The organism is Nocardioides sp. (assembly GCF_035576065.1).
GTDB lineage: Bacteria > Actinomycetota > Actinomycetes > Propionibacteriales > Nocardioidaceae > Nocardioides.
On record NZ_DATLWX010000036.1, the window covers coordinates 19,300 to 32,069 of the forward strand.

11 protein-coding genes are annotated in these 12,770 nt (G+C 68.3%); 3 read left to right on the top strand and 8 right to left on the bottom strand.

Features of this window, described 5'->3' with window-relative positions; all coding sequences use genetic code 11:
* Positions 1-37: 37 nt before the first annotated feature.
* Positions 38-1,843, bottom strand: a complete 1,806-nt coding sequence (locus tag VNJ48_RS15990; protein ID WP_325603858.1) for a diguanylate cyclase domain-containing protein — start codon at positions 1,841-1,843, stop codon at positions 38-40.
* Between the two features lie 192 nt (positions 1,844-2,035).
* Between VNJ48_RS15990 and VNJ48_RS15995 the strand changes: the two genes are divergently transcribed.
* Together VNJ48_RS15995 and VNJ48_RS16000 are read left to right on the top strand one after the other, a co-directional pair.
* On the top strand, positions 2,036-2,740 hold the full coding sequence (locus VNJ48_RS15995) for a hypothetical protein (RefSeq protein WP_325603860.1): 705 nt from the start codon (positions 2,036-2,038) through the stop codon (positions 2,738-2,740).
* Positions 2,741-2,783: 43 nt separating this feature from the next.
* A complete protein-coding gene (locus tag VNJ48_RS16000; protein WP_325603862.1) occupies positions 2,784-3,545 on the top strand; it encodes an IclR family transcriptional regulator in 762 nt (253 codons plus the stop codon).
* A 268-nt stretch (positions 3,546-3,813) separates the two neighbouring features.
* Here the strand turns inward: VNJ48_RS16000 and VNJ48_RS16005 are convergent, their stop codons facing one another.
* Both VNJ48_RS16005 and VNJ48_RS16010 read right to left on the bottom strand, forming a co-directional pair.
* Entirely contained in the window at positions 3,814-4,356 is a 543-nt protein-coding gene (locus VNJ48_RS16005) for a class F sortase (RefSeq protein WP_325603864.1), read from the bottom strand.
* Between the two features lie 39 nt (positions 4,357-4,395).
* Complete coding sequence (locus VNJ48_RS16010; protein ID WP_325603866.1) at positions 4,396-5,901, bottom strand: hypothetical protein; 1,506 nt, start codon at positions 5,899-5,901, stop codon at positions 4,396-4,398.
* Positions 5,902-6,138: 237 nt separating this feature from the next.
* On the opposite strand from VNJ48_RS16010, the gene VNJ48_RS16015 reads away from it, so the two are divergent.
* Positions 6,139-8,550, top strand: a complete 2,412-nt coding sequence (locus VNJ48_RS16015; protein WP_325603868.1) for a hypothetical protein — start codon at positions 6,139-6,141, stop codon at positions 8,548-8,550.
* Positions 8,551-8,590: 40 nt separating this feature from the next.
* Here VNJ48_RS16015 and VNJ48_RS16020 read toward each other — a convergent pair whose 3' ends face one another.
* The 5 genes from VNJ48_RS16020 to VNJ48_RS16040 form a co-directional block, all read right to left on the bottom strand.
* Positions 8,591-9,394, bottom strand: coding sequence for a hypothetical protein (locus VNJ48_RS16020; protein ID WP_325603870.1), 804 nt, complete (start codon positions 9,392-9,394; stop codon positions 8,591-8,593).
* A 70-nt stretch (positions 9,395-9,464) separates the two neighbouring features.
* Positions 9,465-10,325 carry a hypothetical protein gene (locus VNJ48_RS16025; RefSeq protein WP_325603872.1) on the bottom strand — a complete coding sequence of 287 codons (861 nt, stop codon included), beginning with the start codon at positions 10,323-10,325 and terminating at the stop codon, positions 9,465-9,467.
* Complete coding sequence (locus tag VNJ48_RS16030; RefSeq protein WP_325603873.1) at positions 10,322-10,693, bottom strand: hypothetical protein; 372 nt, start codon at positions 10,691-10,693, stop codon at positions 10,322-10,324. The genes VNJ48_RS16025 and VNJ48_RS16030 overlap by 4 nt, the downstream gene beginning before the upstream one ends.
* A complete protein-coding gene (locus VNJ48_RS16035) occupies positions 10,690-12,339 on the bottom strand; it encodes a WXG100 family type VII secretion target (protein WP_325603875.1) in 1,650 nt (549 codons plus the stop codon). The genes VNJ48_RS16030 and VNJ48_RS16035 overlap by 4 nt, the downstream gene beginning before the upstream one ends.
* On the bottom strand, positions 12,339-12,665 hold the full coding sequence (locus tag VNJ48_RS16040) for a hypothetical protein (protein ID WP_325603877.1): 327 nt from the start codon (positions 12,663-12,665) through the stop codon (positions 12,339-12,341). Before VNJ48_RS16040 ends, VNJ48_RS16035 begins: the two co-directional genes overlap by 1 nt.
* Positions 12,666-12,770: the final 105 nt, after the last annotated feature.

The window sequence follows — 12,770 nt, forward strand, 5'->3', positions numbered from 1 at the left end:
CCGGTGCAGACGCAGTCCGTCTCGGATCCGAGACGTGTCAGGTCGTGGAACGAACGTTCTCGCGGCCGGGCTCCTGATCGGTCGGGCGGAGCACCTCGGCATGGACCGTGACGCGCCCGCGTCCGGCGTTCTTGGAGACGTACAGCGATGCGTCGGCATTGCGTAGGAGCACGTCGGGGTCGCTCCCGGGCTCGGCGAACGCCAACCCGGCACTCAAGCTCGTGCGGATGGTCACCCCGTCCGTGACGATGGGCTGCTCCACAGATCGCCGCGCGCGGTCCATCACCGCCCTGGCCTCACTGGCGGAGTGGACGTCGTGGAGGACGATGACGAACTCGTCACCTCCCAGTCGCGCGACGGTGTCTACCGCGCGCACCGTCTCCTGGAGCCTGCGTGCCACCACCTTGAGGACCTCGTCGCCGACACCGTGACCGTGAGCGTCGTTGATCGACTTGAAGCGGTCGAGGTCACAGAAGCCCACCCCGACCCCGGCATGACCGCGATCGCTGCCGAGGGCGAACGTCAGGCGGTCCATCAGCAGGCTGCGGTTCGCGAGACCGGTGAGGGGGTCGTAGAGAGCCTTGTGCTGGAGCTCGGCTCGCGCCTTGCGGACCTCGGTGACATCCTCGACCTGGTTCACGTAGTACACCGGGTCGCCGGCACTGTCGCGGACGACACTGACGGACAGCCGACCCCACAAGAGAGACCCGTCGCTGCGCACGTAGCGCTGCTCGAGCTCGACGTGGGGGATCTCTCCGGCCGTGAGCATGGCCAGGCGGTCCAGCCCCACGGACACGTCCTCGGGCAGGGTGACGTCCTCGAAGGTGAGGTGGGTCAGCTCCTCGGGGGAGTATCCCAACATCTCGCACAGGCGCCGGTTGGGCTCGACGAACCGGCGGTCGAGGTCCACCAACGCCATGCCGACGGGGGCGTGCTCGACCGTCAGACGCAGGCGCTGGTCGACCTGCTCCTTCTCTAGCCGTGCCAAGTGGCTGGCGACCTTCGCGCGTTGGGCCACGAGGATTCCGCCGAGGGCGACCATCCCGACGACGGCGAGCAGTCCCCACTCGCTCCCGTTGTTCCCAGCGGCCGGCGCCAGGAGTGTCGTGCGGGGGACGTCGAGGACGTAGATCCAGCTCGTGCCCCGGACAGGAGCGCCCACCACGACGCGGTCGTCGATGAGGATCGGCGTCCCGGAGGAATCTTGGAGCCGGGTGAGCAGCGCCTTCGCCCGGGGACTCTCCCCGCCGCCTGACACGACCACTTCCCCGCGGGAGTCGAGGATCACGCCATGAGTGCCGGCGATGGGCTGGCGATCGACGAACGCCGCCAACGGACTGTCAGCGAGGGCGAACGCGCCCGAGAGCACGCCATAACGCTCGGAGGCCATCGGCAGGGCGAAGGCCACGACGGGGTCGCCCTGAACAGCCGACGGAACGACGTCCGAGACTGTGGGCGTGCCTTCGAGGGCACGCGTCAGGTGTGCGTACTTCTGTGCCAGGTCGGCCCCGACCAGCTCGGGAGCGGCCGGCGCGAGGGCGACCGCACGGCCATCTCTGTCGAGCAGGACCGCAGCTGGGAATCCCAGGAACTGGCTGTCCTCGTCGAAGTCCGAGGCCTGCCATCCCGGTTGGAGCACCTCCGCGGCCAGGCGCTGCTCGGTCTTGAAGATGTCGTCGACGTAGGCGGCCACGAACTCCGACCCCGTCTCTGCGCGGCTCTGCGTCCGTTCGATGAGGCCTTCGCGCTCCGCGTCCTGACCCTGCGCCACGAAGAACCCCGCAACGGCCATCACGACGAGCCACAGGCACAAGGGCCACGCCAGCGCTCGGACACGGGTCATGCACGTGACCCTAGAGGCACCTCGGGCCACTTACCTCGAAATTCACCCAACCGAGGGTTGACGTCGCGTCGACTTCCATCTATGCAAGTGCGCCCCACCCCCACATGTGTATCCGCCGCCTCTCAAAGTGTCTACGGTGCTGAGGAGGCACGGCGCCGTTGGAGGCAGCCGCGCGGAGATCAAGGAGTCAAGATGGATAACGAGCAGATCATCTGGATCGTCGTGATCGCCCTGGCTGCACTGGTGCTGATCGGCCTGATCGTCGCGGCCATGCGCAAGAAGAGCACCGAGAGCAAGCGCGTCCAGGCCCAGCAGCTTCGCGAAGAGGCCCACGGCGGGGCCGCCGGCCTGCCCGACGCCCAAGCGCGCGCCGACCAAGCGGCCACGCAGGCCGAGCACAAGCGCCTCGAGGCAGAGCGCGCCGAGAAGGAGGCCCTCCGGGTCCGCACCGAACTGGACCAGGAGCGGGCCAGGTACGAGGACCAGGTCCGTGCTGCCGACCGGTTGGACCCCGACGTCAACCACAAGGCGAAGGACTACACCCCGCAGGCCGCGGACCCCGCCGGTCCTTCCAACATCCCCAGCGACCCGATCCATGCCGACCCCAGCACGGGCCGGGCCACCGGCACCAGCTCCAGCACCTCCTCGGACCCGGACACAGTGTTCGACACGGGTGACCACGACCCCTCGACGGGCACCAGCACGGTGGCCACCTCCTCGGCCGACGGGCACGAGGAGGACCGGGAGTCCACGGACACCGCCCCTCGAGACGCGGCTGCCGGCGCCGACGACGGGACTCTGCGAGACCGCCTCGGCGGCAGCTCGTCCCACCCGACCGACAGCACGGACAGCACCGACAGCACTGACGGCACCGACGGGGGAACACATCGCGCCTGAGCCGGCACGTGGGCGGGGCCTGCGTCAGGCAGGATGACGCGGTATGAGTCAGGTTCCCGCAGCCACCCGCACCCTGCGGGTGCTGCGGTTCCTGGCGAGTCAGCCTGAACCGGCACCACTGGACCGGATCTCGCGGGCCTGCGACCTTCCGCGCAGCACCGCCTACCACCTGATCAACGCCATGATCGCCGAGGGCTTCGTGGTCCACCTCGAGGACGAGCGCCGCTACGGCCTCGGCGTCGCGGCGTTCGAGGTGGGCAGCGGCTTCGCCCGCCAGGAACCCCTGCAGCGCATCGCTCGCCGACCCCTGGCGTCTCTTGTCGACCGGACCGGGTACGGCGGGCACCTGGCCGTCCTGCACGGGCGCGACGTGCTCTACGTGCTGGAGGAGCGCGCGCCCGGGCGACCGCCCCTGGTCACCGACGTGGGGGTCCGCCTTCCGGCACACCTGACGGCCAGTGGTCGCGCCATCCTGATGGCCCTGCCCAGCGAGCAGGTTCGAGCGCTCTACCCGGACAGGGCTGCGTTCGTGGACCGGCTCGGCAGCGGCCCCGCGTCGTTGAGCCAGCTCCGCACTGTGCTCACCGAGGCACGCCAGCGGGGCCATGCCGTCGAGGACGGGGAGGTCTCCGACGGGATGGCCAGCGTCGCCGCACCCGTGCTCGACCACAACGGGCATCCTGTGGCGGGCGTGGCGGTGACCTTCCCCCAGGACCCTGCCGACCAGACCACGACCCCGCATGCTGCGGCCAGCGCCGTACGCGCCACTGCGGCCACGCTGTCTCGTCGACTGGGCGGGGCGTGATGACCGAGCGCACTCGAGGGAGGAAACAAAAGCGACCGGCCGTTCACTCCGAAGAGGAACAGGCCGGCCGCGGTTGTCGGGTGATCGCAATGATCGATTGAGAAGCCATTGACAGCGACGCGCTCTCGCGAATCGTACGCGGACCCCCCCGGATCCAGGCAACATCTATCTGCACCGTAAGGCACATCCGACAAGAGCCATCTTGAACCCGCCTCACCCACAGGCCACCCACTCACGATCCACAGTTGAGTAACGTTCGTGGCCCAGGTCACACCTTGTCGGCGAAGACCAGGATCCTCGTGGCATAGACCCCTGTGGTCACCGAGCGGTCGCCACAGGTGATGAGGACGACTCGAGCAGGCCCCCGATCGGAGAACAGCCCCCGCACTTCTTGGTGCGAGAGCCGCCGCACGCGTCGGAGGCGCGTGACCTCGAAGTCCGCGCGGCCCACCGAGAACCGGTCGCCGGCTCGCAGAGAGCCGAGTCGGTCGAACACGCCCGCCCCCCGCGACCACGTGTGGCCGGCAATGACGGCGCTGCCCTGCTGACCGGGACGCACGCCGTCCTTCCAGGTGTAGAGGGACCGCACGCTCCCGCCGACGGCCAGCTGACCGCGGCGGTTGATCCCCACGGGAATGACCGAGGCCCTACGGATCCCCAGCTGGGGCAGCGTGAGCGGAGGGAACCTGGCCTCGCGAGCGCCTGCGCCTTCCGTGGTGCTGGCGCTGCCACCCCAGGCCTGGGTGGTGCCGGCGGTACCGGCACCGCCCAGGCTGAGCAGGACGGTGAGCAGCATGGCCACTCGCTTCATCGTCCGTCCTTTCTCTGGTCCTCGCGGCGGCGAGGAGGCCTAGCGCTGACGCTGGCCAGTCTCGGGCAACACCTCGGGAGCCGGGCAGGCCTTGGGCACCCGCTTCTTCGCGAGCACCTGGGTGCCGAGCATCAGCTTGGCCATGTCACGGTGCTGACCTGTCGTGGTGAAGGTCACCGTGCTCTCAGCCTTGACCTTCTTGGTCGTGACCTTCTTGCCCACCTTGACCTTGTAGACGACGGCGCGCGACGAGGCGTTCTTCATGGTCACCCGGACGGTCCGCTGGCAGCTGGTGTAGATCTTCCCCGAAACGCGGCCAGTCTCTTCGCCGAGCACCTCGGGGGTCGGCGTCGGAGCCGGAGCGACGGTCTCGCAGACCTTCTGGTCGTTGTAGGCGTAGTACGTCACGACCGCAGGCTTGGCATCGTTGTTGCTCACCGTGCGCTCCTGGAAGCGGGTCCAACCGGCCAGGGTGGACTCGCTGATCCACGAAGCAGCCGCAGCGTCACGCGACGGAGTGCCACCGGTCACGTAGTACTCCGTGTAGCCGGGGATGGCGGCGGAGTCGACAACGGTCTGCTGCTCACGGGGTGACCCGACCATGCGGAGGTTCGACGGGTTCGTGTCGCCGGTCTGACCGTCGGGGTCGGCCGGAGCGGCCGGGTTCGTGCTCCACGGCGAGAAGCCGTCAGCGACCCACGGGCTGAACGATGCGGCGACAGCCGGCCGGTCGACGACCTTCACCGGACCAGACTTGCGGTATTCCTTCGTGGTCGTGTTGGCCGGGAGCATCGGGTCGCTCAGGTACGGGTTGTTCCCGTAGGACGTCCAGGCAGACCACGCGCCGTAGTTGTTGACCGTCCTCGTGTTACCAGTGCGCTGGTACTCGTAGAACGTCGTGTAGTACCAATCGCCATTGGAGTTGTGGATGAAGTTGCCGCGAACAGGCCCGGGAGCAGTCGGAGCAGTGTTGGTCGTGTTCCAGACGGGAGCAAGACCAAAGTCGCGCCACCTGTAAGTGGTGTAGTCGTAGTCGTAGCTGATCGGGCCGATGTACGTGCTGCCGCTCCATCGAGCCTTCTGGTACTGAACCTTCTTGTCCCACTCATACTCCGTGGTGGGAGTGTTCGTCCGCGAGCGCTGCTCAGCGGTCCACTCGTTGTGGCTGACCTCGGCCTGCGCCGGGGTGTAGGTGCGCTTCAACAGCGGCCAGCGGTATTCCTGGTGGTTGACCTCGGCGACCGCGGGGATGTCACGCTTGTAGCGGTATTCGGGGCGGAAGGTCTCCGCCACGGCGGGCACGGTGTGCGTCCACGTGGTCGTGGTGGCGCAGCCGCTGGTGGTGGAGCCGGTCTGCGTCGAGCCGGCGGGCACGGCGCTGGGGCTCGTGACCTGGATCGGGTTGCCCGGGGTGGACCCGGGTCCGGCGTCGGCTGACGCCGAGCTCATCCCCGCAGCGAGCAGGACTGGAGCCCCTGCGGCGACGAGCGCTACGGCCATGAGCCGCGCGATGAAGGGGCGTGTTTGTCGCACTGGTGCAGACATGCTGTGAGTCCTCTATGTCGTGTGGTTGGAGCGTCCCCCGAAGGACGTCGTAAACATGCAGTGCCCCATAGAACGCCCGTTACACCTCGAAGTCATGGATCGTGGTTGAACTGTGGAAGATGACAAAAATTGTTCATTGCGCGTGTCCGAACGGGCGTCATTTGTGGTTCCTTTGGACCATGCCGAGGACACCCGATGCGCACAAGTAGGCCATGTCTCACCCACCTGTTTGGAAGTGTGGCGCTCACCTGCGCCCTCATCGGGACCGCCGTTGCCCTGCCCGACACCGGGGCGCCTCGCACGGGTGCGCTGCGGGCGAGCTACGAGGCCGGCACCGAGCAGGTTCTCCTCGAGGACGGTCACGACCACACCCACGGGAGCAGTCACGACCGGGCCACCAAGAACGCTCTCTCGCGGGGCGGCGACGTGTCGGCCGCGACCGCCGACCCGACGACTGCTCGGCAGGCCCGGGACGCCGCCGCCTACGTCGCGACGCAGCGCCAGTTGCGCGATCCGCAGTTGACCACGGTCCGGGTGACACCGAAGCGCACCCGGATCCCGGCGACGCGCTACGCCTTGGCCGGCGGTTGCTACAAGCTGACGACGGAGGGTGAGGCCTTCCGGTTCCGGGCCACGATGCTCGGCACCTACCTCATCATCGACCGCGACCAGCGGTTCCTCGCGGCTGACGGCAGCCGGGCCGCGCAGCCGGCACCGGCCACCGAGTGGAGTGCCCGGCTCACCCGCGGCCGCATGTCCTTCACCTCGCAGGGCACTCCGCTCCGCGTGGCGGGCAGCGACGCCTTCCGGGTCCGCTCGGCCCGCGGCTGCCCCGCGTTCGCGGAGTCCCAGGTCAACGTCAGCGGCAGGCCGCACGCAGGCGTTTCGGCATACCAGGAGGTGCGGGGGTACGTCGACGCGCACACCCACGGCATGGCCTTCGAGTTCCTCGGCGGAGCCGTGCACTGCGGCAAGCCGTGGGACAAGTACGGCCCCGCCCACGCTCTGGTCGACTGCCCTGACCACTCCTCGACCAACGGCTACGGCGCAGTGCTCGAGACGGCCCTGGGTGGCAAACCCGGCCACGACCCGGTCGGCTGGCCGACCTTCAAGGACTGGCCGGCACCCGAGTCGCTGACCCACGAGGGCACCTACTACAAGTGGCTCGAGCGGTCCTGGCGCGGTGGCCAGCGGATCTTCGTCAACCTGCTCGTCGAGAACAACAAGCTGTGCGAGCTCTATCCGTTGAAGAAGAACTCGTGCGACGACATGGACTCGGTGCGACTGCAGGCGCAGCGGATGTACGAGCTCCAGGACTACATCGACGCGCAGGCGGGCGGCCCGGGCCTCGGCTGGTATCGCATCGTCCGATCGCCCTGGCAGGCCCGAAAGGTGATCAACGCCGGGAAGCTGGCGGTGGTCATGGGCATCGAGACCAGCGTGCCGTTCGGGTGCACCTACAAGAAGCTGCCAACCGGGGACCTCAACCAGTGCGACGCAGCCGAGATCGACCGCCAGCTCGACGAGATGCACGCGCTGGGCGTGCGCCAGATGGAGCTGGTCAACAAGTTCGACAACGCCCTGTCCGGCATCGCCGGAGACTCCGGTGAGACCGGTGTCGTGGTCAACGCCGCCAACTTCCTCGAGACCGGCTCCTACTGGGACATGCGGCACTGCGAGCCTGCCGACGGCGAGAGCGCGGACAAGACGCAGCTGGCCGCCCCCGACATCAGTGCGGGCCAGCAGGACGCCCTCTTCGCGGCCGTGGGCCAGGTGGGCGGGCTCCTCAACATCGGAGCGCTCCCGTTGTACGGCACGCCCATGCACTGCAACTCCCGGGGCCTCACTGACCTGGGCGCGCACCTGGTCGACCGGCTCGCCGACAAGCGCATGCTGATCGACCCCGACCACATGAGCGTCAAGGCCCGCAACAGCCTCCTCGACCAGCTCGAGGCCCGCGCCTACTCCGGCGCCATCTCCAGCCACTCGTGGTCGACGCCCGACGCCTATCCGCGGATCTACCGCCTCGGCGGCTACGTCGCGCCGTACGCGGGTGACTCGACCGGCTTCGTGCAGAAGTGGCGCCGACACCTGGCCTGGGCCGACGAGCGCTTCTACTTCGGCTTCGGGTACGGCGCCGACATCAACGGCCTCGGGGCGCAGGGCAGTCCCCGCGGCGCGTCAGTGCCCAACCCAGTCACCTATCCCTTCAAGGGCTTCAACGGCGTGACGATCAACCAACAGCACGCCGGTCAGCGCGTCTACGACCTCAACGTGGACGGGGTCGCGCAGTACGGCCTCTACCCGGACTGGATCCAGGACATCTCCCTGGTCGCCGGTGCCGACGGAGCCGCCATCAAGGACGACATGATGCGGGGCGCGGAGGCCTACCTCCAGACCTGGGAGCGGGCCGAAGGCATCGCCGCAGACTCGTGCCGCAACCCGGGCAACCGACTCAGCGTGTCGCGCTTCACCCGCCTGGCTGCGAAGGGCACGGGCCTGCGTGCGCTGCTGACCCGCGTCGGCCAGCCCTACGAGCGACTGGGAAACCGGTTCACCTACTGCGCGGGCACTGGTGCTCGCAAGGTGATCGTCAAGGTGACTCTCACCGAGGCAGGTCGGGTCGTGGCCGTACGGGCGAAGCGCTGATCTGGCTGCGAGTCATGCCATACCCGGGGTTGGGTCGCCGTCACTGCACTTCCCCCACGAACTTGCCCGGGGACCCGACGCGAGCCACTCCCGCGGCACGGACGGCGGCGACGTCGCGAGCGTACATCGCCAGGACCTGCTCGACGTCAGCCAGCGGCCGCCAGGGCCGTCCGGTCACCGTGTCCAGCTGGTGGAGCACCGTCACCGCGGTGTCGTCCACCACCCCCGCTCCCAGCACTCGAAACGTGGTGCCGGCTGAGAACCACACCTCGAGCTCGGCTTGCCGTCCTGGAGACCCCTCGACGCGGTGCCCCTCGTCACCGACGACGGCATGCAGTGCCTCGATGGCGAAGTTGCTGGTTGCCAGCCGCGGATCCCGCGAGGTGGCCAATCCCTTGGTGGCGAGAACGTCAGCGCCCGGGGCCAAGGCCTGTGCCGCTCGGCCACGACCTCGGTAGCTCACGCCTCGGAAGTACGGGCCCGAATCTCGTCGCTCTGGGGCAACCCTGGCACCCGGAACCTCGAGGAAGAGCCACTGGTCAGGATTGCCCTGGGGCGACCAGCGAAGTGGGCCACCTCGGGCCAGGGCCTGCTCCCACCCGGCCGCGTCCGAGGGGTCCACCGTCCAGGACGCGACGTCGAGTCTGTGACCCGCCCGCGGCAGGCGCCACTGTCGCGGATTGGTCCGCGGGCACACGACGATGTCCATCTCGGGGTGCCCCGCGACGGCAGAGACCTTCAGCCACGCAAACGCCTTCGGATCGCCCGGGGCCGAGACCAACGCGACCAGCTGGACAGGCCGGGACTGCTCCCACCCATAGTGCTCGGCGCTGCCAACCCTCATGGGCCCGCAGCCGGGACCCTGAGGTAACCCTTCAGCGCGGACACCGGCCCCGGGTTCCTTCGCTGTCGGTTCACCGCGGTCCGCCGCTGCCTCGGCTCGGCGCCGGCTCGTTGACCAGGCCCACGACATCGGTGACTTCCGAGATGGGAGCCGTCGCCTGAAACAGGCTGGGCTCGAGAGCTACTGCGCCCAGCCGGTTGACCGACTCGAACGTGGGGTCGAGAAGCAGCAACAACGCCTCCTGACCAGCCTGCTGAAGGATCCGAACGGGGGCATCACGCCAGCGTCCGCGCAACTCGACCTCGAAGACCTGGTCGCACTCAGCGACAGGGACGACCCGGGAGTGGACCCGGGGTCGCGCTGGGGTGAAACCATCCGGCACGGCCTCGTCCCCCACCCACACCAGCTCAACGGACCCGTGGTCAACGGTGTAGGAACAGGGAAGGTCGAGGCCACGCCAATTGGCCCGAGGACCGATCAGGTGCAACGGGGGGAAGTAACCCTTCGCTCGCTGCCAGCCCCACGCCCCTCCGCCATACCGAGAGAACTCCCGCTCGGACCCGTCTCGGTCCACCCGGACAAAGCGCGCCTCGACCGGCACCCGCGTCATCGTCAGATCCCACACCGGCACCGCGTTGAGCAGGAAGCCCTTGTCATAGACCGGCCACGGCCGCTCACCCGGAGTGACGGGAACGCCCGGAACACGCAGATCCATGGTCGGGGTCGTCCCAAACCGCACGATGTCTACGTGCTCAGGGTCGGGGCCGTACGGGAACACCTCCCCCGCCAGTCCGTGGGCTGCCACCCGCTCGGCAGGGGTGGCCCGAAACAGATCCTCGGCCCGATACACCGGACCGGACAGCGCGTCGTACCCCTGCTCAACAATCCGCTGCATACCCGCCGGCACCAGCATCTTCTCCATGACCGTCATGCGTGTCCCTCCGAGCCTCGCAGCACTGTCACCGTCTCCTCGACGCTACTGAGGTCCTGCATGAGCGCGATGCCGCCCCATCCGGAGTATTGATCACCTTGGAGTCCCTCGCGCTCTGCGAGGGCTCGGTCGTCGGTCAGGAACGTCACAGCGTCGTCACCACGCAGGCGATTCACCAGGACCTCGCCCCCACGCCAGGACGCCCGGACGGTGACGGCGACCACTTCGCCCAGCTGCTCAGCAGCCACATGCTCAGCCAAGCGCGTCGGATCGAACCGGTCCCGCAGCCGGATCGTCGGCCCGTCCACCCGGCCCGCGACCTGACGCTGCTCCCCGCCGAAGGTCGTCCAGACACCTGTCGTCCTCAACGTGGGACCGCCAACCAGGAGAGCTTGCCGTCGACTTCGACCATGGTGGCCACCAGATGTTGGTTGCCCGACGCGTCTGCCTGCCAGATCTCCGCGCCGGGGCCGAGGTCGGCCGGTCGGCCGGTGTGGAACTCTGGGACTCCGCCCGAGGTGTAGCCGTTTCCGGTGAACGGGTTGTCGGGTGCGGTCGCGTCGGCGTCGAACCGACCTGACCCGCCCAGGTCGGAGTGGCGCGGAACCACGATGTCCTCGGAGACCTGTTCGTAGCGGAGGTAGTGGATCTCGTCTACCGCCTTCCCGCCCTGGTTGGGCCCGGAGGTGTCTCCGTCGGCGCGGTAGGGGGTGGTGTCGTAGTCGAGACCCAGCCCGTCGAACATCTCCTGCGGGGTCCTCAGGCCCGCGACGTCCTCGTGGCGCGCGGTGTATCCGTAGGTCTGGTCCACCTGGAAGTGTGGGTTGGAACTTGACCCCCGCACGTAGTCCGCGACCTGATCAGGGCTGATCACGCGCTGCATGGGCGTTCCCGGCGCAGCCGTGATGGCGTCGCGCGCCTCGCGGAGCGCATCGATCTCGTGCGGTGCCAAGCTGCCGACAGGCCGGTCGACCAGGTCGCGGATGTCGTCGGGCAGGTTGTCGAGCCGACGAAGGTCGCCCAGCTCGTCGAGCTTGTTCAGGTCGGCCAGGTTGTCGAGCTTGTTGAGATCGCCCAGTCCGTCCAGCACGTCCATGCCGCCCTTGACCCCGCGGGTCGCGACGGCGCCGGTGCCCGCTGTGAGAGCAGCGGCCACGGCGTCGGGCACCAGGTGACCGAGGGCACGAGCCGGGTCGTCGGCCCAGGTGTCCCAGTCGAGCAGGCTCTTGCCGAGTGTCTTGCCGAACTCCACCGGGTCGTCGCGCAGGCCCTGATAGATCCCCTGCGCCATGTCGACCGCAGACTCCCCGGCCAGCTCGTACTTCTTCTTCAGCTCCTCGGGCGTGATGTCACCCGTCGCAAGGTTGTAGGAGTCGATGACCAGGTTGACCGGGCTGAACGGAACCATCGTGAGCAGGTCCCAGACCGCTTCGCCGGCACCCTCGAAGATCCCGCCCACGAAGCGCAGTCCCGACTCCCACCACTCGGGCTCCTCCGGCGCGTCAGCGCACCCCGCGCGCACCTGCCCGGCGCACAGGTGTGCCGCGTTGTCGAGGTCGGCCTTGGCTGCGTTGAACTCGCTGATCGCATGGTCCCGGATCGCCGCACCCGGATCGACGTACGGTTCGGCCGGATCGGTGCCGCCCGAGGCCCAGTAGGACCGCATCTGATCCATGTACCAGGAGAACGCACCCTCCGCCTTCTGGCTCTCGGTCTCACCTCGGGCGTGCTCTTCCCGCGCCCAGTCAGCCACCGCCTGGGCGTCGGCCAGCTCGTCCGCATACGTCGAGAGCGCAGCTGCGGCCCTCTTGAAACCGTTGCCTGCCTTGGTCCACCGCTCCGGCTCGAGGTCGTGGGCCTCACGGAACTGGTCGGCCGCGCGTCCCGTCCAGCCCGAGGTGTCGATCTTGGCCAGCGCTTCCCCGGTGTCGTAGAAGAGCTGGCCCTTCTCCGACATCGTCACTGCTCGCGACCGGATGCCGGCCGGGTTGCCCTTGATCGTGAAGTCCGCCATCAGTCCATCACCTTGACCGCGGCAATGGTCGAGGCCAGGGCCTTGAGGGAGTCCTGCCCGGCCTTGTCGGTCTCGAAGTAGTTCATGGCGATCTTGCCCAGCCGGCCAGCCATCTCCTCGACGTCCTGGCAGAGGTTGTTGACGCCTTCCTCCCACCGGTTCTTGAACTCGTCGACCGCCTCCCAGACAGCGTCGTGCCCGACGTCGTCCTTGCTCGGCACGAGGTCCTCGACGTCCTTGTCCTTGAACAGCTTGACGGTGTCGTTGAGCCCCTGGGCAGCCGCGCCCATGCTCTGGAGGTCGACCTCGAAGTCGTACGACGTCATGGCCTCCTGCTTCCCCTCATGGGCAGACTCAAACACCTGGGGTGTACAACCTGCGCCACGGGGTAGGACCCTGACGAGCACCCGATGACCATCCGATGACCAGGG

Coding starts and splice junctions, on each gene's coding strand:
- VNJ48_RS15990 (WP_325603858.1), bottom strand. CDS start 1,843: ATGACCCGTGTCCGAGCGCTGGCGTGGCCCTTGTGCCTGTGGCTCGTC.
- VNJ48_RS15995 (WP_325603860.1), top strand. CDS start 2,036: ATGGATAACGAGCAGATCATCTGGATCGTCGTGATCGCCCTGGCTGCA.
- VNJ48_RS16000 (WP_325603862.1), top strand. CDS start 2,784: ATGAGTCAGGTTCCCGCAGCCACCCGCACCCTGCGGGTGCTGCGGTTC.
- VNJ48_RS16005 (WP_325603864.1), bottom strand. CDS start 4,356: ATGAAGCGAGTGGCCATGCTGCTCACCGTCCTGCTCAGCCTGGGCGGT.
- VNJ48_RS16010 (WP_325603866.1), bottom strand. CDS start 5,901: ATGTCTGCACCAGTGCGACAAACACGCCCCTTCATCGCGCGGCTCATG.
- VNJ48_RS16020 (WP_325603870.1), bottom strand. CDS start 9,394: ATGAGGGTTGGCAGCGCCGAGCACTATGGGTGGGAGCAGTCCCGGCCT.
- VNJ48_RS16025 (WP_325603872.1), bottom strand. CDS start 10,325: ATGACGGTCATGGAGAAGATGCTGGTGCCGGCGGGTATGCAGCGGATT.
- VNJ48_RS16035 (WP_325603875.1), bottom strand. CDS start 12,339: ATGGCGGACTTCACGATCAAGGGCAACCCGGCCGGCATCCGGTCGCGA.
- VNJ48_RS16040 (WP_325603877.1), bottom strand. CDS start 12,665: ATGACGTCGTACGACTTCGAGGTCGACCTCCAGAGCATGGGCGCGGCT.